Origin of the sequence: Streptomyces smaragdinus, assembly GCF_009604385.1 — a bacterium.
Taxonomy (GTDB): Bacteria; Actinomycetota; Actinomycetes; order Streptomycetales; family Streptomycetaceae; genus Streptomyces; species Streptomyces smaragdinus.
In genome coordinates, this window is sequence record NZ_WEGJ01000023.1 from 1 (window position 1) to 21,035 (window position 21,035).

A 21,035-nucleotide genomic window follows, 5' to 3' on the forward strand; every position below is an offset into this window, starting at 1 on the left:
GCAGTACATCCGGCTGGCGGAGACCGGCACGGTGGAGGCCACGGCCGCCGCGATCGCCGCGTTCCCGGTGGACCGCCTCGTGACGGTGCTCGTCGGCGACGCCGCGCAGATCGAGGGCCCGGTGCGGAGGGCGACGGGGAGGCGGACGGGTCGCGGGGGCCGGCCGCCGTACGGGCCGGCGCCGGCGACGCGCCCTTGCCGCCGTCCGGCCGTACACCTTGCCCGGACTCCGGCACCGCCCCCGGCGCCACCGTCCGCTCGGCCCCGGGCACGGTCACGCAGCCGGTGAGCGCTCCGGTGATGGTCCCGGCGACGACGAGCGCCGCAGCGAGACCCCGGACGGAGCGAGCGGGCAGGTCGGCCATCGCAGGACACCTCTTCCGCCCGCCGCCGCGGGCCCTGTGGGTCACGCGGCCCGCCACGAGGGGCCGTCGGACGTGAGCGTGCACTGCTCAACTCCCGTACGGGCCACCAGGACACGGCGCTCAGGCCGGCGGTGCCCCCGCGATCTCCGTCCCGAGGACCACGGCGCCCAGTCCGACCAGCACGGACGCCGCCATATTGGCGAAGGCGAGAAATTTCCAGCCGCCCTCGGCGAGGCGCAGGGTCTCGTACGAGAAGGTGGAGTATGTCGTGAGTGCCCCGCACAGCCCCGTACCGAACAGCGCGGTCGTCGCGTCCGACACGGCGGCGCCCGTCAGCAGCCCGAGGAGCAGGCTCCCGCAGGCGTTGACGACGAACGTCCCCCACGGGAACACCGAATCGTGCCGCGCCTGCACCGCCCGGTCGGTGAGATACCGCAGCGGCGCGCCCACGGCGGCCCCCGCCACGATCAGCAGCCAGTTCACCGCGCCACCACCCGCCGGGTGACCGTCGCCGCCGCCCACACGGCGCACATCGCCCCGGCGAGCGTGCCGAACGCGTACCCGAGGCCCGCGACCGGCCGCCCGTCCCACAGGAACTCCGCGAAGCCGACGGAGTACGTGGAGAAGGTGGTGAACCCGCCGAGCACCCCCGTCCCGAGGAACGGCCGGACCAGCGGATGCGCCGTCCCCATCTCGCTGACCAGTACCATCAGCACGCCGATGAGCCCGCAGCCGACGACGTTCACGCACAGCACCGCCCACGGCGTGGTCCAGAGCAGGGTCACCCCGTACCGGCCGAGCGCCCCCAGGACACCGCCCAGCGCGATGACGCCGAGCACCTTCTCGAGCCCGAACCCGGCCGTCTCGGCCCGGTTGGACGGCAGATGGAGGTCGACGTCCGGGTCGATCGGCTCCTCGACGTGCCCGCCGCCGGGGCGGACCCCGTCATCCGTAACCAAGCGCGTGCAGCCTCTCGTCGTCGATGCCGAAGTGGTGGGCGATCTCGTGCACCACGGTCACCTCGGCCTCCGCCACGACCTCCTCGCGCGAGGAGCACATCCGCAGTGTCGGCCCACGATAGATCGTGATCCGGTCGGGCAGCACCCCCGCGTACCACTCGCCGCGCTCGGTCAGGGGCGTCCCCTCGTACAGCCCGAGCAGGTCCGGGTCCCCGGGCTCCGGCTCGTCCTCCACGAACACGGCGACGTTGTCCATCAGCCGTGTCAGCTCGGGCGGAATGCGGTCGAGCGCTTCCGCGACCAGTTCCTCGAACTCCTCGTTCGGCATCTCCAGCACATCAGCCATTCTCCGTCACGTCGCGTCCGTCACGTCGCCGCATACGGGCGGCGGGGCCGGGGCATACGGTCACAATGTCCCGCGCGGCGCAGTTTCTGCGGTCCCTGACCCGTCGGCTCCGACTCCCCCGCCCGTTCGTCCGGGCGCTGGGGCTGGTCCTGGTCACGCTGATCGGGGCGTGGCTGGGGCTGCTGGTGGTGGGGAGCGTACGGACGTCGGTGGGGCCGATGGAGACGCAGATGACGCTGCGGCCCTCCTTTTCGGGCGGTACAAAGATCAACGTATCGCCGCTGGGGGCGCTGCGGCTCGACACCCACCGGGCACCCATCCGCCTCGACGTGGACGTCGACCAGCTCGACCCGGACCGCTCCCGGGCCCTGGTGGCACACCCGGAGCGGCTGTCGGGGCTGGAGGACGAGGTCGCCGGGGACATCCGCTCCGGCACGATCGATCTCGCGGCACGCTCCTGCGTCGCGGTGCTGTGCGGCGCGACGGCGCTGGGCCTGGCGGTGTACCGCACACCCCGGCGGGCGCTGGCGGCGGGCGGGCTGGCGCTGACGCTGCTCGCGGCGTCGGCGGGCACGGCGTACGCCACGTGGAACCCGAAGTCCGTACTGGAGCCGCGCTACTCGGGGCTGCTGACCAGCGCCCCCGGCCTGGTCGGCAACGCCCGCAGCATCGTCAGCGACTTCGACGTCTACCAGCGGGAACTGGCCCGGCTGGTGACCAATGTGACGACGCTGTACGAGGCGACGTCCACCCTCCCCGCGTACCAGCCGGATCCGACCACGATGCGGATCCTGCACGTCTCCGACATCCACCTCAACCCGGCCTCATGGGGCATCATCCGGTCGCTGGTCACGCAGTACGAGGTGGACGTGATCATCGACACCGGCGACACGATGGACCACGGGTCGGAGGCGGAGAACCGGTTCCTGGAGCCGATCGCCGGGCTCGGGGCGCCGTACGTGTGGGTGCGCGGGAACCACGACTCCGCCGCCACGCAGAAGGCGATGGAGCGGCAGAAGAACGCGATCGTGGTGGACGACGCGCGGACGGTGACCGTCGAGGGGCTGCGGATCGCGGGGATCGGGGACCCGCAGTTCACCCCGGACCGGTCGGTGCGGGCGGCCGGTGATCCGGCGGAGATCGCCGCCGGTCGCGAGCTCGCGGACGCGCTGCGGCCGGAGGTCTCCGGGGGGCCGCAGCGGGCGGATGTGGCGATCGCGCACGAGCCGCTGTGCGTGCAGCAGGTCGACGGGCTGGTCCCGCTGGCCCTCGCCGGGCACAAGCACAACCGTAAGCAGCACGATCTGCCGGGCGGGACGCGGATGATGGTCGAGGGCTCGGCGGGCGGGGGCGGGCTGCGGGCGCTGGAGCAGGGGGTGCCGGAGAAGGTGACGGCGTCGATCCTTTATCTGGACCGGGACTCGAAGGCGCTGCAGGCGTGGGACGAGATCACGCTGGGCGGGCTGGGGCTGACGGAGGCGGAGGTCAGCCGGCATCTGCCGGAGGAGAACACGCCGGGGCCGTCGCCGTCGCCGTCGGGGTCCTCGTCTTCTTCCGGGTGAGAGGTGCGGCAGGCTCCCGTGTCGGGTGAGGGTACGGGGCCTGCCGCGGTCTCCGGGGGTCAGCCCTTGCGGGCGTTGACCTCTTCGGTCAGCTGGGGGACGACCTGGAAGAGGTCGCCGACCACGCCGTAGTCGACCAGGTCGAACATGGGGGCTTCGGGGTCCTTGTTGATCGCGACGATCGTCTTGGACGTCTGCATGCCGGCCCGGTGCTGGATGGCGCCGGAGATGCCCGCCGCGATGTAGAGCTGCGGGGACACGCTCTTGCCGGTCTGGCCGACCTGGTTGGTGTGGGGGTACCAGCCGGCGTCCACCGCGGCGCGGGAGGCGCCGACGGCCGCGCCGAGGGAGTCGGCCAGGGCCTCGATCAGCGGGAAGTTCTCCGCACCGTTGACGCCACGGCCACCGGACACCACGATCGCGGCCTCGGTCAGCTCCGGGCGCCCGGTCGACTCGCGGGCGGTGCGGGCGGTGACCTTCGTGCCGGTCGCGGCCTCCGAGAACGACACCGCCAGGGCCTCCACCACGCCGGCCGCCGCAGCGGCCTCCACGGGGGCGGAGTTCGGCTTGACCGTGATCACCGGGGTGCCGCGGGTGACACGGGACTTCGTCGTGAACGCGGCGGCGAACGCCGACTGCGTGGCGACGGGGCCCTCGTCACCGGCCTCCAGGTCGATCGCGTCGGTGATCAGACCCGAGCCGATACGTACCGCGAGGCGGGCGGCGATCTCCTTGCCCTCCGCGGAGGACGGGATCAGGACGGCGGCCGGAGAGACAGCCTTGCAGGCGGCCTGGAGGGCATCCACCTTCGGCACCACGAGATAGTCCGCGAACTCGGAGGCGTCGGCGGTCAGGACCTTTACGGCCCCGTGCTCGCCCAGGGTGGAGGCGGTGGCCTCCGCGCCCGCACCCAGCGCGACGGCCACGGGCTCGCCGAGGCGGCGGGCCAGGGTCAGCAGCTCCAGGGTGGGCTTGCGGACCGCACCGTCCACATGATCGACGTAAACCAGAACTTCAGCCATGATGCACAACTCCTGCAAGACGAAGGGAGGAAAGGGGAAAGGGCTCAGATGAACTTCTGGCCCGCGAGGAACTCGGCGAGCTGCTTGCCGCCCTCGCCCTCGTCCTTGACGATCGTGCCCGCCGACCGGGCCGGACGCGCCGCAGCCTCGTCCACCGCCGTCCACGCACCCGCCAGACCGACCTGCTCACCGTCCAGGTCCAGGTCCTCCAGGTCCCAGGACTCCACCGGCTTCTTCTTCGCCGCCATGATCCCCTTGAAGGAGGGGTAGCGGGCCTCACCCGACTGGTCCGTCACCGAGACGACGGCCGGGAGGGAAGCCTCCAGCTGCTCCGAGGCGGTGTCACCGTCACGACGGCCCGTCACCGTGCCGCCCTCGACCGCGACCTCCGACAGCAGCGTCACCTGCGGGACCCCCAGCCGCTCGGCCAGCAGCGCCGGCAGCACACCCATCGTGCCGTCCGTCGACGCCATCCCGCACACGACCAGGTCGAACCCGGCCTTCTCCACCGCCGCCGCCAGCACCAGCGACGTCCCCAGCGCGTCCGTGCCGTGCAGGTCGTCGTCCTCCACGTGCACGGCCTTGTCCGCCCCCATCGACAACGCCTTGCGCAGCGCGTCCCGGGCATCCTCCGGACCCACCGTCAGCACCGTGACCTCGGCATCGTCGGCCGCCTCCGAGATCTGCAGCGCCTGCTCCACCGCATACTCGTCCAGCTCCGACAGCAGACCGTCCACCGCCTCACGGTCCGTGGTCAGATCCTCGGCGAAGTGCCGGTCGCCCGTGGCGTCGGGCACAAACTTCACAGGGACAACGATCCTCAGGGTCACGTCGGCTCTCCTACCGGTACGAGACGGTCGCATGCCGCCGTCGAGCATTCACTGACACGAAACTATGGCACTCAGTACCCTTTCGCAAGACACCAAGTGCCAAAAATGGGATCGCAGTGCTACGTTCCCCCTATGACCGATGCGCGCAAGCACCGTGTGACACCCATGCGGGAGCGCCTTGTCGAGGCGGCGTTCCAGCTCTTCGTCGAGCGGGGCTTCGAGCAGACGACGGTGGACGACATCGTGGCGCGGGCGGATGTGGGGCGGCGGTCGTTCTTCCGCTACTTCCCCAGCAAGGAGGACGTGGTCTTCCCCGACCACGAGCGGTGTCTGGCCGACATGAGCGCCTTCCTCCGGGCCAGCGAGGACCCCGATCCGATCAGCAGGGTCTGCGACGCGGCCCGGATCGTGATGCGCATGTACACCGCGAAGCCCGAGTTCTCGGTCCAGCGCTACGGGCTGACGCGGGACGTCCCGGGGCTGCGTACGTACGAGGCGTCCGTCGTCCGGCGGTACGAGCGGCAGCTCGCCGGTTATCTGCGGGACTGCTGGGCGGGTGACCCCGACAGCGGGCTGCGCGCCGAGGTGGTCGCGGCGGCGGTGGTCGCCGCGCACAACAACGCGCTGCGGTCGTGGCTGCGGTCGGGCGGGACGCGGGACGCCGAGCGGGATCTCGATCACGCGTTCGCCATGGTGCGGCGGGTATGGAGCGCGCAGGAGCGGCCCGCGGCGGTCGAGGAGGACGACGACGTCATCGTGATGGTGACGCGGAAGCGGGCGCCGCTGTGGCGGGTGGTCCAGCAGGTGGAGTCGGCGTTGCAGGCCGACTGATCTGGCACGAAGCTCTGAATGGTGCTTCACTTCTTGTATGGCGTACCGCAAGACCCCCGCCGAGCTCGAGCGGCTGCAGGCGGCCCGGGAGCATCTGGTCGATCAGGCCACGACCGTGGTGGCCGACGTCGGCTGGGCGCAGGCGTCCGTCTCCGTGGTCGCCGCCGCGGCCGGGATCTCCGCCGGCTCCGTCTACCAGCACTTTCCGTCGAAGAGCGCGCTGGCCGTCGAGGTGTTCCGGCGGGCGTCGGGGCGCGAGGTCGAGGTGCTGGGCGAGGTGCTGCGCGGCGCCGGTGATCCGGTGGAGCGGCTGGCGCGGGGGGTGCGGGTCTTCGCGCGGCGGGCGTTGGAGCGGCGTGGGCTGGCGTACGCGCTGCTGGCGGCGCCGGCGGACGCGGCGGTGGGCGCGGAGCGGCTGGAGTTCCGGCGGCGGTACCGGGAGCTGTTCGCGAAGGTGATCGCGGAGGGGTCCGCCGAGGGGCCGCTGCCCGTACAGAACGAGTGGATCACCGCCGCCGCGCTGACCGGCGCCATCGGCGAGGTCCTCGTCGACCCGCTGGGCACGCCCGACGAGGCCCTGGTCGCGGAGCTGATCGCGATGTCCCTGCGCTGTGCGGGCGCCCCCACCCTTCAGGAAGGACTCCGGCCATGACCGCCACCCACGAGGTCACCAACCAGCCCCCGCCGCTCACCGGCCACGACGTCGCCGAGGACCCGGTCCTGCTGGAGGGCGTCCGCCGCGAGGGCGCCGCGTGGCACCTCGACGAGCTGCACCGTCTCGGCCGCCGCGCGGGCAGCGAGGAGGTCCAGCGGTGGGCGGACCAGGCCAACCGGCACGAGCCGGAGCTGCGTACGCACGACCGCTACGGCAACCGGATCGACGAGGTGGACTTCCACCCCGCGTACCACTCCCTCATGGACGTCGCGATCGGCGCGGGCCTGGGCGGCACACCGTGGGCGGACGAGCGGCCGGGCGCGCATGTGGCGCGGGCGGCGGGGTTCATGGTGTGGAGCAGCGCGGAGTCGGGGCACGGGTGCCCGGTGTCGATGACGTACGCGGTGGTCCCGGCGCTGCGCCGGGCGCCGGAGCTCGCCGCCGTGTACGAGCCGCTGCTGACGTCCCGGGTGTACGACCCGGGCCTGCGGGCGCCCGCCTCGAAGCGGGGGCTGCTGGCGGGGATGGGGATGACGGAGAAGCAGGGCGGGACGGACGTCCGGTCGAACACGACGTCCGCCGTCGAGTCGGCGGACGGGAGCTGGCGGCTGCGGGGGCACAAGTGGTTCACCAGCGCGCCGATGAACGACGTGTTTCTGGTCCTGGCGCAGGCGCCGGGCGGGCTGTCGTGCTTCCTCGTGCCCCGGGTCCTGCCGGACGGGTCCCGTAACACGTTCCGGATCCAGCGGCTGAAGGACAAGCTGGGGAACCGGTCGAACGCCAGCAGTGAGCCGGAGTTCGACGACACGGTGGCGTGGCTGGTGGGGGTCGAGGGGCAGGGGGTGCGGACGATCATCGACATGGTGACGATGACCCGGCTGGACTGCGTCCTCGGGTCCGCCTCCGGTACGCGGGCGGCGCTCGCGCAGGCGGCGCACCATGTGCGGTACCGGTCGGTGTTCGGGGCGAAGCTGATCGACCAGCCGCTGATGCGGAACGTGATCGCGGACCTGGCGCTGGAGTCGGAGGCGGCGACGACCCTCGCGCTGCGGCTGGCGGGGGCGGCGGACCGGGCGCATCGCGGGGACGCCGGCGAGTGGGCGTTCCTGCGGCTGGCCACGGCGGTGGGCAAGTACTGGGTGTGCAAGCGGCAGCCGGCGGCGGTCGCGGAGGCGCTGGAGTGCCTGGGCGGCAACGGCTACGTCGAGGATTCCGGGCTGCCGCGGCTGTACCGGGAGGCCCCGCTGAACGGCATCTGGGAGGGGTCGGGGAACGTCAACGCGCTGGACGTCCTGCGGGCGCTGGCGCGGGAGCCGGAGTCCCTGGCGGCGTTCCGGGCGGAGGTCGCGGCGGCGGACGACGCGCGGGTGTCGGCGGCCTGGCGGTCCATCGAGTCCGACCTCGCGAACCCCGCGGACGCCCAGCTCCGCGCCCGCCGCCTGGTGGAACGCCTGGCGCTCACCCTGCAGGCGTCGCTCCTGGTCCGCCACGCCCCGGCGGCGGTGTCGGACGCGTTCTGCGCCTCACGGCTGGCGGGGGACCAGGGCTTCTCGTTCGGGACGCTGCCGGCGTCGACGGACATCGGGGGGCTGCTGACGCGGCTGCCGGCGGGGCTGTGACGCGGGGGGCGCCCGATTCGTACCGGACATGAAACGGCCGGCCCCCGGCGCGCTGGGTGCGCGTCGGGGGCCGGCCGGTGAGAGGGGTTCGACTACTTGCAGGCCTTGCCCTTCTTGCAGACCTGCGCCGGGACGTTGGTCAGTTCCTCGGTGATGACCTGGTTGTCGCGGACCAGCTCGAGCGGGCCGGTGATCGGGTTGTCGGGGAGCTGGAAGCCCTCCGGTACGTCCGTCTCCTCCAGGTAGTAGGTGTCGAGCGTCAGGGCGGCGAAGGTGCAGATGCCCTCGCCGTCCGTGGCGCAGGCCGTGTCGATCGCGGTGTCGGGGTCGGCACCGTCGGTCTGCAGCCCTGCCGTGCCGTTCGACTCCTGCCACAGCTGGAACACGGCCCCGGCCAGCGGATCGCCGGTGCTCTCGTCCGTCTTGTGGACGGTGATCGTGCCGACCTCACGCGGCGGGACGACGTCGACGATGAAGTCGACCGGCGCGGACGGCTCGGACACATTGCCCTCGGCGTCCGTCTCGGTCGCGGTCACCGTGTGCTCGCCCTCGCCGAGCGTGTCGCTCGGCGTGAACGTCCACGTGCCGTCGCTGCCCACGGTCGTCGTGCCGACCTGCCGGCCGTCCACGATGACCTGGACCGTGTCGCCCGGCTCGCCCGTTCCCGTGATCGTCGGCGTGTTGTCGTGAACGACTTCACCGTCGGTCGGGGAGGTGATGACCGGGGGCTCGACGGTCACGGTGGTGTCCACCGTGAAGTCGTTGCTCCCGGCCGGCGAGGTGTTGCCGGCGGCGTCGGTCTGGGTGGCGCTGACCGTGTGCGGGCCGTCGGCCAGCGGGTCGGTGAGCTCCAGGGACCAGGTGCCGTCGGGGCGGACCGTGGTGGTGCCGACGACGGTGCCGTCGACGGAGACCTCCACGGTGGCGCCGGGCTCGCCCGTGCCGGTGATCGTCGGGGTGCTGTCGTTGACGGTGGAGCCGTCAGCGGGTCCCGTGATCACCGGGGCGTCGGGCGCCACGGTGTCGATGGTGATGTCCACCGGCGCCGACGGGTCGGACGTGTTGCCCGCCGCGTCGGTCTCGGTGGCCGTGATCGTGTGGTCGCCGTCACCGAGCGGGGTGCTCGGCGTGAACGTCCACGTGCCGTCGGGGTCGACGGTGGTCGTGCCGATCGGCGTGCCGTCGACGATGACCTCGATCGTGTCACCCGGGGTGCCGGTGCCCGAGATGGTCGGGGTGCTGTCACCGATCACATCGCCGCTGGACGGCGAGGTGATCACCGGGGGCTCGACGGTCACGGTGGTGTTCACCGTGAAGTCGTTGCTCCCGGCCGGGGATACGTTGCCCGCCGCGTCGGTCTGCGTGGCGCTGACCGTGTGCGGGCCGTCGGCCAGCGGGGTGGTCACGTCCAGCGACCAGGTGCCGTCGGGGTTCACCGTCGTCGTACCGACGACGGTCCCGTCGACACTGACCTCGACCGTCGCGCCCGGCTCACCGGTACCCGTAACGGTCGGGGTGCTGTCCGTGATCGTCGAACCATCCGCCGGACTCGTGATCACCGGAGCGGCCGGCGCGACGGTGTCGATCGTGATGTCCACCGGTGCCGACGGGTCGGACGTGTTGCCCGCCGCGTCGGTCTGCGTGGCCGTGATCGTGTGGTCGCCCTCACCGAGCGGGGTGCTCGGCGTGAACGTCCACGTGCCGTCGGGCTGGACCGTGGTCGTGCCGGCGGGGGTGCCGTCGACGATGACCGTGACCGTGTCGCCCGGCGTACCCGTACCCGTGATCGTCGGGGTGCTGTCACCGATCACGTCACCGCTGGACGGCGAGGTGATCACCGGGGGCTCGACCGTCACGGTGGTGTTCACCGTGAAGTCGTTGCTCGCCGCCGGGGAGACATTGCCCGCCGCGTCGGTCTGCGTGGCACTGACCGTGTGCGCGCCGTCCGCCAGGGCGGTCGGAACGTCGATCGACCAGCTGCCGTCCAGACCGACCGTCACGGTACCGATCACGGTGCCGTCGACGGAGACCTCGACCGTGTCGCCCGGAACGCCGGTACCCGTGATGGTGGGCGTGGCGTCGGTGACCGTCGAACCGTCGGCCGGGCTCGTGATCACGGGAGCGGGGACGGTCACGGTGGTGTTCACCGTGAAGTCGTTGCTCCCGGCCGGTGAGGTGTTGCCGGCCGCGTCGGTCTGCGTGGCGCTGACCGTGTGCGGGCCGTCGGCCAGCGGGGTGGTGAGGTCGAACGTCCACGTGCCGTCGGGGTTCACCGTCGTGGTACCGATCACGGTGCCGTCGACGGAGACCTCGACCGTGGCGCCCGGCTCACCGGTGCCGGTGACTGTCGGGGTGTTGTCCGTGATGGTCGAGCCATCCGCCGGACTGGTGATCACCGGGGCGGCGGGCGCCACGGTGTCGATCGTGATGTCGACCGGAGCGGACGGCGGGGAAACATTGCCGGCCGGGTCGGTCTGGGTGGCGGTGACGGTGTGGTCGCCCTCACCGAGCGGGGTGCTCGGCGTGAACGTCCACGTGCCGTCGGGCTGGACCGTGGTCGTGCCGGCGGGGGTGCCGTCGACGATGACCGTGACCGTGTCGCCCGGGGTGCCCGTACCCGTGATCGTCGGAGTGCTGTCACCGATCACGTCACCGCTGGACGGCGAGGTGATCACCGGGGGCTCGACCGTCACGGTGGTGTTCACCGTGAAGTCGTTGCTCCCGGCCGGGGAGACATTGCCCGCCGCGTCGGTCTGCGTGGCGCTGACCGTGTGCGGGCCGTCCGCCAGCGGCGTGGTGGTCGGCAGCGACCACGTGCCGTCGGGGTTCACCGTCGTCGTACCGATGACGGTGCCGTCGACGCTGACCTCGACCGTGGCGCCGGGCTCGCCGGTACCTGTGATGGTCGGGGTGTTGTCCGTGATCGTCGAACCGGCCGCCGGACTCGTGATGACCGGGGCCGCCGGCGCCGTGGTGTCCACGGTGAAGATCACCGAGTTGGACACCGGCGAGACGTTGCCGGACGCGTCCGTCTGAGTCGCGGAGATGGTGTACGTGCCGTCCGCGAGGACGGCGGTGTCGAACGACCAGGTGCCGTCGGGCGCCACCAGGGCCGTTCCCAGCACGGCGCCGGTGCCGTCGGTGACTGTCACCGTCGAACCGGGGGTACCCGTGCCGGATACCGTCGGGGTGTTGTCGGTGGTCGTGGTGCCGCTGGTGGGCGCCGTGATCACCGGGGCCGCCGGGGCGGTGGTGTCGACCGTGAACGTGCTGGTCGCCGCCGGGGAGACGTTGCCCGCGGGGTCGGTCTGGGTCGCGCTGATCGTGTGCGAACCGTCCGCGAGCGGAGTGGTGACCGGCAGGGACCAGGTGCCGTCGGGGTTGACCGTGGCCGTACCGACGGGGGTGCCGTCGACGGTGACGTCGACCGTGGCGCCCGGCTCACCCGTACCCGTGATGGTCGGGGTGGTGCTGGTGATGGTGGAACCGTCCGCCGGGCCCGTGATGACCGGGGCGGCGGGGGCGGTGGCGTCGACCGTGAACGTGCTGGTCGCCGCCGGGGAGACGTTGCCGAGGGCGTCGGTCTGCGTCGCCTCGACCGTGTGCGGGCCGTCGGCCAGCGGGGTCGTGACGGGCAGGGACCAGGTCCCGTCCGGGGCCACGGTGACCGTACCGAGCGGAGTGCCGTCCAGGACGACGTTCACCGTGGCGCCCGGCTCACCCGTACCCGAAATGGTGGGCGTGGGATCACCGATGGTCGAACCGTCCGCCGGGGCCGTGATGACCGGGGCGGCCGGCGCCGTGGCGTCGACGGTGAAGGTGCTCGTCCCCGCGGGCGAGGTGTTGCCGGCCGCGTCGGTCTGTGTGGCGCTGACCGTGTGCGGGCCGTCCGCCAGCGGCGTGGTGGTCGGCAGCGACCACGTGCCGTCGGGGTTCACCGTCGTGGTGCCGATGACGGTGCCGTCGACGGTGACCTCTACGGTCGCGCCCGGCTCACCCGTGCCCGTGATGGTCGGGGTGGGGTCGTTGATGGTGGAACCGTCCGCCGGACCGGTGATGACCGGAGCCGCCGGCGCCGTGGTGTCCACGGTGAAGATCACCGAGTTGGACACGGGCGAGACGTTGCCGGACGGGTCGGTCTGGGTCGCGGAGATGGTGTACGTGCCGTCCGCGAGCGCCACCGAGTCGAAGGACCAGGTGCCGTCGGGGGCGACGGTGGCCGTACCGAGTACGGCGCCGGTGCTGTCGGTGACCGTCACCACGGAGTCCGGCGTGCCGGTTCCGGAGACGGTCGGGGTGGTGTCGGTGGTGGACGAGCCGCTGGTGGGCGCCTCGATCACCGGGGCCGCCGGGGCGGTGGTGTCGACCGTGAACGTGCTGGTCGCCGCCGGGGAGACGTTGCCGGACGGGTCGGTCTGCGTCGCGGTCACCGTGTGCGGGCCGTCGGCCAGCGGGGTGGTCACGGGCAGGGACCAGGTGCCGTCGGGGTTGACCGTCGTCTGACCGACGACTGTTCCGTCGACGGTGACGTCGACCGTGGCGCCGGGCTCGCCGGTGCCGGTGATGGTCGGGGTGGTGCTGGTGATCGTCGAGCCGTCCGCGGGACCAGTGATCACGGGGGCGGCGGGGGCGGTGGCGTCGACCGTGAACGTGCTGGTCGCCGCCGGGGAGACGTTGCCGGTGGCGTCGGTCTGCGTCGCCTCGACCGTGTGCGGGCCGTCGGCCAGCGGGGTCGTGACGGGCAGCGACCAGGTGCCGTCGGGGGCCACCGTGGCCGTACCGAGCGGGGTGCCGTCGAGGACGACGTTCACCGTGGCGCCCGGCTCACCCGTACCCGTGATGGTGGGCGTCGGGCTGCTGATCGTCGAACCGTCCGCCGGGGCCGTGATGACCGGGGCGGCCGGCGCGCCGGTATCGACGGTGAAGTCGACCGGTGCGGATACGGGGGACACGATGCCGGCCGCGTCCGTCTGGGTGGCGGTCACCGTGTGGGGACCGTCGGCCAGCGGGGTGGTCGGGGTGAACGTCCAGGTGCCGTCGGGGGCCACCGTGGTGACACCGATGGCGGTGCCGTCCACGAAGACCTCGACCGTGGCGCCCGGCTCACCGGTGCCGGTGATGTCGGGGGTGGAGTCGGCGGTCGTGGATCCGGCCGCCGGCGAGGTGATCACCGGAGCCGCGGGCCCGGTGCTGTCGACCGTGAAGTCGTTGCTCGCCGCGGGCGAGACGTTGCCCACGACATCGGTCTGCGTCGCACTGACCGTGTGCGGGCCGTCGGCCAGCGGGTCGGTGGTCTGCAGGGACCAGGTGCTGTCCGGGTTGACCGTGGTCGTACCGATGACGACACCGTCGATGCTGACCGTGACCGTGGCGCCGGGCTCGCCGGTGCCGGTGACGATCGGCGTGGTGTCGGACGTCACGTCACCCTGACCGGGGAACGCGATGACCGGGGCGGCCGGTGCCGTGGTGTCGACGGTGAAGTCGACCGGCGTGGAGGCCGGGGAGACGTTGCCCGAGGGGTCCGTCTGCGTGGCGGACACCGTGTGGGTGCCGTCCGCGAGCGGGGTGGTGACGGGCAGCGTCCAGGTGCCGTCGGGGGCCACCGTCGTCGTACCGATGACGGTGCCGTCGAGCGTGACGTCGACGGTCGCTCCCGGAACGCCCGTACCCGTGATGTCCGGGGTGGTGTCGGCGGTCACCTGGCCCTGGGTGGGCGAGGTGATCACCGGCGCGGCGTCCGCGGTGGTGTCGACCGTGAAGTTGCTGGTCGCGACCGGGGAGACGTTGCCCAGCGGGTCGGTCTGGGTCGCCGTCACCGTGTGCGGGCCGTCGGCCAGCGGGGTGGTGACGGGCAGCGACCAGGTGCCGTCGGGGGCCACGGTGACCGTACCGAGAACGGCGCCGTCGAGCGTGACCTCCACGGTCGCGCCCGGCTCACCGGAACCGGTGATGGTCGGGGTGGCGCTGGTGATCGTCGAGCCGTCCGCCGGGGCCGTGATGACCGGGGCGGCGGGGGCAGTGGCGTCGATGGTGAAGTTACTGGTCGCCACGGGGGAGACGTTGCCGGCGGCGTCCGTCTGGGTCGCGGTGACCGTGTGCGGGCCGTCGGCCAGCGGGGTGGTGACCGGGATGGACCAGGTGCCGTCGGGGGCCACCGTGGCCGTACCCAGCGGAACACCGTCCACGACGACGTCCACCGTCGCGCCCGGCTCACCCGTACCCGTGATGGTCGGGGTGCTGTTGTTGATCGTCGAGCCGTCCGCCGGACCGGTGATGACCGGGGCGGCGGGAGCGGCGGTGTCCACGGTGAAAATCACCGAGTTGGACAGCGGCGACACGTTGCCGACGGCGTCGGTCTGCGTCGCGGTGATGGTGTACGTGCCGTCCGGGAGCGGGACCGAGTCGAAGGACCAGGTGCCGTCGGGGGCGACGGGGGCCGTACCGAGAACGGCTCCGGTGCCGTCGGTGACCGTGACGGTCGAACCCGGCGTACCCGTACCCGAAATGGTCGGCGTGGTGTCGGAGGTCGAGGTGCCGCTGGTGGGCGCCGTGATCACCGGGGCGTCGGGCGCCGTGGTGTCGACCGTGAACGTACTGGTGGCGGGCGGGGAGATGTTGCCCGACGTGTCGGTCTGGATGGCGGACACCGTGTGGGGTCCGTCGGCCAGGGGGGTGGTGGTCGGCAGGGACCAGGTGCCGTCGGGGTTGACGGTCGTCTGGCCGATGACCGTGCCGTCGACGGTGACCTCTACGGTCGCGCCGGGCTCACCGGTGCCGGTGATGGTCGGGGTCGTGGTGCTGATCGTCGAGCCGTCCGCGGGACCGGTGATGGTCGGCGCGCCGGGGGCGGTGGTGTCGACCGTGAAGTTACTGGTCGCAGCCGGGGAGACGTTGCCCGAGGGGTCCGTCTGGGTGGCGGTCACCGTATGGGGACCGTCGGCCAGTGGGGTCGTGACGGGGATGGACCAGGTGCCGTCGGGGGCCACCGTGGCCGTACCGAGCGGGACGCCGTCCACGACGACATCGACCGTCGCGCCCGGCTCACCCGTACCCGTGATGGTGGGCGTGGGATTGCCGGTGGTCGAGCCGTCCGCCGGGGCCGTGATGACCGGGGCGGCGGGGGCGGTGGCGTCGACCGTGAAGTTACTGGTCGCAGCCGGGGATACGTTGCCCGAGGCGTCGGTCTGGGTCGCGGTGACCGTGTGGGGACCGTCGGCGAGCGGGGTGGTGGTGGGCAGCGACCAGGTGCCGTCGAGGCCCACGGTCGCGGTGCCGACCGGGACGCCGTCCACGACGACATCGACCGTCGCGCCCGGCTCACCCGTACCCGTGATGGTGGGGGTGTTGTCGGCGATGGTCGAGCCGTCGGCGGGCGAGGTGATGGTCGGGGCGGACGGCGCGGCGGTGTCCACGGTGAAGATCACCGAGTTGGACACCGGCGAGACGTTGCCGGCGGGGTCGGTCTGCGTCGCGGAGATGGTGTACGTGCTGTCCGCGAGCGGGACCGAGTCGAAGGACCAGGTGCCGTCCGGGGCGACGGTCGCCGTACCGAGCGTGATGCCGCTGGTGTCGGTGACGGTGACGGTCGAGCCCGGCGTACCCGTACCGGTGATGGTCGGGGTGGTGTCGGAGGTCACGGAGCCCTCGGCCGGCGAGGTGATCACCGGGGCGTCGGGCGCCGTGGTGTCGACGGTGAAGGTGCTGGTGGCCACCGGGGAGACATTCCCCGACGGGTCGGTCTGGGTGGCGGTCACCGTGTGGGGACCGTCGGCCAGGGGGGTGGTGGTCGGCAGGGACCAGGTGCCGTCGGGGGCCACCACGGTGGTGCCGACGACCGTGCCGTCGATGGTGACGTCCACGGTGGCGCCGGGCTCGCCGGTGCCGGTGATGGTCGGGGTGGTGCTGGTGATCGTCGAGCCGTCCGCGGGACCGGTGATGACCGGGGCGTCGGGCGCTGTCGTATCTACGGTGAACGTGCTGGTCGCCGCCGGTGAGATGTTGCCGGCGGGGTCGGTCTGGGTGGCCTCGATCGTGTGCGGGCCGTCGGCCAGCGGGGTCGTGACCGGGATGGACCAGGTGCCGTCGGGGGCCACCGTGGCCGTACCGAGCGGGACGCCGTCGACGACGACGTTCACGGTGTCGCCCGGCTCACCCGTACCCGTGATGGTCGGGGTGTTGTTGCCGGTGGTCGAGCCGTCCGCCGGAGCGGTGATGACCGGGGCGGCGGGGGCGGTGGCGTCGACCGTGAACGTGTTGGTCGCCGCCGGGGATACGTTGCCCAGCGCGTCGGTCTGCGTGGCGTCGACCGTGTGCACACCGTCGGCCAGGGGCGCCGGGGTGGGCAGCGACCAGGTGCCGTCGAGGCCCACGGTCGCGGTGCCGATCGGGGTGCCGTCGAGTACGACGTTCACCGTCGCGCCCGGCTCGCCGGTGCCCGAGATGGTCGGCGTGGTGTCGGAGATGGTGGAGCCGTCCGCCGGGGTGCTGATCACCGGGGCGGCGGGGGCGGTGGTGTCCACGGTGAACGTGCTGGTCGCGGCCGGGGAGATGTTGCCCGAGGCGTCGGTCTGCGTGGCGTCGACCGTGTGCGGGCCGTCGGCCAGCGGGGTCGTCACCGGCAGGGACCAGGTGCCGTCGGGGGCCACCGTGGCCGTGCCCAGCGGGGTGCCGTCCACGACGACGTTCACCGTCGCGCCCGGCTCACCCGTACCCGTGATGGTCGGGGTGTTGGTGCCGATGATCGAGCCGTCGGCCGGACCGGTGATGACCGGGGCCGCCGGGGCCGTGGTGTCCACGGTGAAGATCACCGAGTTGGACAGCGGCGACACGTTCCCGACCGGGTCGGTCTGCGTCGCGGTGATGGTGTACGTGCCGTCCGCGAGCGGGACGGAGTCGAAGGACCACGAGCCGTCCAGGCCGACCAGGGCGGTGCCAAGGACGGCACCGGTGCCGTCGGTGACCGTGACGGTCGAACCCGGCGTCCCCGTACCGGAGACGGTCGGCGTGGTGTCGGCCGTCGTGGTGCCGCTGGTGGGCGCCTCGATCACCGGGGCCGCGGGTGCGGTGGTGTCGATGGTGAACGTACTGGTCGCCGCCGGGGAGACGTTGCCGGCGGGGTCGGTCTGGATGGCGGACACCGTGTGGGGACCGTCGGCCAGGGGGGTCGTGACCGGCAGGGACCAGGTGCCGTCGGGGTTCACCGTGGTGCTGCCGAGGGAGACGCCGTCGACGGTGACGTCCACGGTGGCGCCCGGCTCACCGGTGCCGGTGATGGTCGGGGTGGTGCTGGTGATCGTCGAGCCGTCGGCCGGTCCTGTGATGACGGGGGCGTCGGGCGCCGTGGTGTCCACGGTGAAGGTGCTGGTCGCCGCCGGGGAGACGTTGCCCGAGGGGTCCGTCTGGGTGGCGGTCACCGTATGCGGGCCGTCGGGCAGCGGGGTGGTGGTCGGGAGCGACCAGGTGCCGTCGGGGGCCACCGTGGCCGTGCCGACGGTGACGCCGTCGACCAGGACCTCGACGGTGGCGCCGGGCTCACCCGTGCCCGTGATGACGGGCGTGTTGTCGGTCGTGACGGAGCCGTCGGCCGGGGCGGTGATCACCGGGGCGTCGGGCGCGATCGTGTCGACGACCTGGAAGGTGCCGCTGGCCGTGGTGCCGCCCGCGGTCGTACCCGTGACGGTGTACGTGCCCAGGGGCGTACCGGCCGGGATCGGGTATTCGGTGCCCGGTGGCAGGCTGCCGGTGGCGTCGGTGGTGACGGTGATCGGCGAGCCGACCGGGGCGCCAGTGGAGTCGGTGACCTGGAGGGTCACGTCGGTGTTCGGCGGCCAGCCGCCACCGGTGATGGTGGTCGGGGTGCCCGGGTTGGTGTTCGAGGCCGCGACCGTCGGGGTGTAGACGACGTTGACGTTCGGGCCGACGCTGGAGGTCGCCAGGTTCATCGTGAACGCGTTGGTGCCGGGCAGCAGGACGAGCTGTACGGCGGTCACGTCGGCCTGGGCGGTGATGCCGTCGGCCGCGTTCTGCACGTTCAGATTGACCTGTGCGGCCTGGCCGACCAGGGCCATCGCCGGTGCCAGCGCGTTGCTGGCCGTGGTGACCGCGGCGTCGACGGCCGCGCCCGCTGTCGCGATCGGGGCCCCCGCCGCGCTGTTGACCGCGGCGGCGACGGTGTTCTGGATGATCGTGGCCGCCGCGTCGAGCGGCACCGGCGCGAGCAGGCCCGTACCGTCGATGGCGATCGGGGCCGTGCCGTTGATCAGGTCCTTGACGGTGCCGGTGTAGTCGATCGTCAGGCCCGCGATCTGGCCGATGAACGGCGCGGTGATCGCGGTGGTGGAGTGGACCGTGACGTCGACGTAGTTCAGCGCGTCGTTGATGACCGCGTCCAGGTTCGACTGCAGCTGGTTCATCAGCGTCGCGATGTCCGCGCTCACCTGCTGCATGATCTCGGGGCTGAGCAGCGTGGTGTTCGGCGGGATGTTGTTGAGGTCGATCCCGCCGGCGAGGTTGACCGTGATCGTGCCGGTGGAGGGGTCGATCGTGACCAGGCTGGTGCTCAGCGGCGCGCTGAGCACGTCGGCGACGGCCTGGTCGAGCCGCGAGGCGTCGACGCTGACCGTCGTATTGGTGTTGGCGGTTCCGGTGATGCCGCCGACGAGGTTGATGATCTGCGTGACGCTGCTGTTGACCGCGCTGGTAATGGTGCTCTGCAGACCGTTGAGCGCGGTGGTCAGCGTGCTGACCGCGCTATTGACCTGCGTGACCATGTCACCGATCAGCGGCGACGTCATGGTGAGCGTCGCGTCCGCGATATGGGTCGTCCGCGTCAGTGTCCCGTCGGAGGCGAGGGTCGCCTCCGAGCCGATCGCGCCGAAGCTCAGGTTCGCCGTGCTCAGCGCGGGAGTCGCGCCGATCAGCGGGATGAGGTCCGCGGACAAGTTCGTGGTGCTCGTATTGGCCGTGGAAGCCCCGTTGGGATCCGCCTCGGCGTACTGCGTCACGGTGCCGAGGGTCAGCAGATCGCCGACGGCGACTGTGGTCGGCAGCGGCACCGTGAGCGCACTGAGCGCGGTGACGTCCAAGGGGGCGTTGTCGATCATCGACGTGCCTGGCGTCGTGCCGTCGATGTAGTCCGCATGGGCCCCATCGATGCCGGCTACGGCGCTGGTATCGCCACCGAGCAGGGTGCCGTCGATGAACACCGCATCGGAATGCGATTGATCACCGACTTCGGCCTGCGCCGTGGCGGCGGAGAAGTGCAGCCCCATCAACATCACAAGGATGGTGACGACGGCTGCACTGAGCCTTCGTTTCATCAGTTTCTTTTCCCTGTCCAGCGCGCCGGCGACCTGACGGGGTCCTTAGGTCCGACGCATGTTGAGCAGCATTCTCGGACAAAGAAACCAAAGGGGTATATATCGCCACGTCAGAGCCCGCAAATTTTACCTGCGGCCGGACAGGACTCCGAACGGGTTGCATCGGGGGCGGGCGATGCCTTATCGCTCAATCGGCAGAGGGTTTCACTATTAATCGCCAGAATCCGCCAAACGTGATCAACTTCCCCCCGACCTGCACAGATGCATACTGCAGCGAATTCCATCGACCACTTGTTCAGCCATTCGGGCGCGACCCGAGAGAGCACCGCGAGAACAGCGGATGCCCACCCCTGCAACCCGAAATGCCCCGAATATCGAACCCGCATCAGGGTGATTGCATGAATTCGGAACGATCCCGCGACTTGTTTAAAAACGAACGGATTCCCTGCCTCACCCACAACCACCGGCGGCCCGGCCCTTGCGCCACCTCTCCGCCCGGTATGAACTCCCGACGTGATCCTCTACCTGATCGCCTGCGCCGCAGGCCCGACCGAATACATCGACGACGGAGTACGCATCGCGCAGGCGAAGGGCTGGGACGTCTGCCTGATCCTCACCCCGTCCGCCGCCCGCTGGTGGGAGTCGCGCCTCGACGAACTGGAGGACCTGACCGGCCACCCGGTCCGCTCGCGGTACAAGCTCCCCGGCACCCGGGACAGCCTGCCGAAGTGCGACGCGATGCTGGTGGCACCCCTGTCGTGTACCTCGCTGAACAAGTGGGGCGCGGGAATCACCGACACCCTCGCCCTCGGACTCCCCTCGGAGGGCGTGCACATGGGCATCCCGGTCCTGGCCATGCCGTACTTCAACCAAGCCCAGGCCGCCCAGCCCGCCGTCCCCCGATCCATCGCGGCACTGCGACAGCAGGGCGTGTTGTACCTGGACGGCGAGACCGGGTACGAGCCCCATCCGCCACGACACGGCGACGCGAGCCGCTTCCCCTGGGAACGAGCGCTGGACGCCGCTGCCCAAGCCACCCGGCCCACCACGTAGGGCGATCACGCCGCCGGGTCCGCACCCGGGAGGTCGAACTCAGCCCATACGGCCTTGCCCGGACCGCGGCGGGGACAGCAACCCCAGCGGTCCGCGAGCTCGTTGACGAGGAACAGGCCACGGCCGGAAGGATCGTACGGGTCGGCTGCCCGGAGGGTGGCGGGACGGGGGTTGCTGTCGTGGACCTCGAGGCGCAGAGCCGGGCCGAGTTGGAGCCGGACCACGAATCGATGTCCCGGCGTCCGTCCGTGAAGCAGCGCGTTCGTGGCCAACTCCGAGACGCAGAGAGTGATGTCGTCCACCGGATCGGATACGCCCCAGGACGCGAGCGTTCGGACGGTGAAGCCGCGCGCCCGGGACACCGAGGTCGGACTGTGCGGAAGAGAGAGGGAACAGCTTTCAGTACGCGTCCTCATCGCCAACCCCCTGCGTTCGGTGATCGATTGGTCACTTGAGGCAACCGATCCGCCACCCC

The 21,035-nt window shown here is 71.7% G+C and carries 13 protein-coding genes; 6 read left to right on the plus strand and 7 right to left on the minus strand.

Annotation, left to right across the window (positions count from 1 at the left end):
- Positions 1-485 precede the first annotated feature (485 nt).
- From SRB5_RS23955 to SRB5_RS23965, 3 genes are read right to left on the minus strand one after another with little or no spacing between them, the layout of a single operon-like run.
- Positions 486-848: a fluoride efflux transporter FluC gene (locus SRB5_RS23955; RefSeq protein ID WP_323378372.1), complete on the minus strand. Its 363-nt coding sequence runs from the start codon at positions 846-848 to the stop codon at positions 486-488.
- Positions 845-1,324: a fluoride efflux transporter FluC gene (locus tag SRB5_RS23960; protein ID WP_153455478.1), complete on the minus strand. Its 480-nt coding sequence runs from the start codon at positions 1,322-1,324 to the stop codon at positions 845-847. Before SRB5_RS23960 ends, SRB5_RS23955 begins: the two co-directional genes overlap by 4 nt.
- Positions 1,311-1,661 carry a metallopeptidase family protein gene (locus SRB5_RS23965; RefSeq protein ID WP_323378398.1) on the minus strand — a complete coding sequence of 117 codons (351 nt, stop codon included), beginning with the start codon at positions 1,659-1,661 and terminating at the stop codon, positions 1,311-1,313. The genes SRB5_RS23960 and SRB5_RS23965 overlap by 14 nt, the downstream gene beginning before the upstream one ends.
- 74 nt (positions 1,662-1,735) lie before the next feature.
- Between SRB5_RS23965 and SRB5_RS23970 the strand changes: the two genes are divergently transcribed.
- A complete protein-coding gene (locus tag SRB5_RS23970) occupies positions 1,736-3,232 on the plus strand; it encodes a metallophosphoesterase family protein (protein WP_153455480.1) in 1,497 nt (498 codons plus the stop codon).
- A 59-nt stretch (positions 3,233-3,291) separates the two neighbouring features.
- On the opposite strand, the gene SRB5_RS23975 is transcribed toward SRB5_RS23970, so the two are convergent.
- The gene (locus tag SRB5_RS23975; RefSeq protein ID WP_153455481.1) at positions 3,292-4,254 is read right to left on the minus strand and encodes an electron transfer flavoprotein subunit alpha/FixB family protein; all 963 of its coding nucleotides are present in this window, start codon (positions 4,252-4,254) and stop codon (positions 3,292-3,294) included.
- A 44-nt stretch (positions 4,255-4,298) separates the two neighbouring features.
- The gene (locus SRB5_RS23980; protein WP_323378373.1) at positions 4,299-5,084 is read right to left on the minus strand and encodes an electron transfer flavoprotein subunit beta/FixA family protein; all 786 of its coding nucleotides are present in this window, start codon (positions 5,082-5,084) and stop codon (positions 4,299-4,301) included.
- A gap of 132 nt (positions 5,085-5,216) precedes the next feature.
- On the opposite strand from SRB5_RS23980, the gene SRB5_RS23985 reads away from it, so the two are divergent.
- The 3 genes from SRB5_RS23985 to SRB5_RS23995 are packed head-to-tail and all read left to right on the plus strand — an operon-like array spanning position 5,217 to position 8,189.
- Positions 5,217-5,915: a TetR/AcrR family transcriptional regulator gene (locus tag SRB5_RS23985; protein ID WP_228390417.1), complete on the plus strand. Its 699-nt coding sequence runs from the start codon at positions 5,217-5,219 to the stop codon at positions 5,913-5,915.
- A gap of 37 nt (positions 5,916-5,952) precedes the next feature.
- Positions 5,953-6,567: a TetR/AcrR family transcriptional regulator gene (locus SRB5_RS23990; protein ID WP_153455482.1), complete on the plus strand. Its 615-nt coding sequence runs from the start codon at positions 5,953-5,955 to the stop codon at positions 6,565-6,567.
- Complete coding sequence (locus SRB5_RS23995; protein ID WP_153455483.1) at positions 6,564-8,189, plus strand: acyl-CoA dehydrogenase family protein; 1,626 nt, start codon at positions 6,564-6,566, stop codon at positions 8,187-8,189. The genes SRB5_RS23990 and SRB5_RS23995 overlap by 4 nt, the downstream gene beginning before the upstream one ends.
- Positions 8,190-8,281: 92 nt before the next feature.
- Here the strand turns inward: SRB5_RS23995 and SRB5_RS24000 are convergent, their stop codons facing one another.
- Positions 8,282-19,291, minus strand: coding sequence for an Ig-like domain-containing protein (locus tag SRB5_RS24000; protein ID WP_194293017.1), 11,010 nt, complete (start codon positions 19,289-19,291; stop codon positions 8,282-8,284).
- Positions 19,292-19,327: 36 nt separating this feature from the next.
- Here SRB5_RS24000 and SRB5_RS35935 point away from each other — a divergent pair, with 36 nt between their 5' ends.
- Both SRB5_RS35935 and SRB5_RS24005 read left to right on the plus strand, forming a co-directional pair.
- Entirely contained in the window at positions 19,328-19,744 is a 417-nt protein-coding gene (locus tag SRB5_RS35935) for a hypothetical protein (RefSeq protein WP_194293018.1), read from the plus strand.
- Between the two features lie 279 nt (positions 19,745-20,023).
- Positions 20,024-20,560: a flavoprotein gene (locus tag SRB5_RS24005; RefSeq protein ID WP_323378399.1), complete on the plus strand. Its 537-nt coding sequence runs from the start codon at positions 20,024-20,026 to the stop codon at positions 20,558-20,560.
- A 5-nt stretch (positions 20,561-20,565) separates the two neighbouring features.
- Here the strand turns inward: SRB5_RS24005 and SRB5_RS24010 are convergent, their stop codons facing one another.
- Complete coding sequence (locus SRB5_RS24010; protein WP_153455485.1) at positions 20,566-20,976, minus strand: ATP-binding protein; 411 nt, start codon at positions 20,974-20,976, stop codon at positions 20,566-20,568.
- Positions 20,977-21,035: the final 59 nt, after the last annotated feature.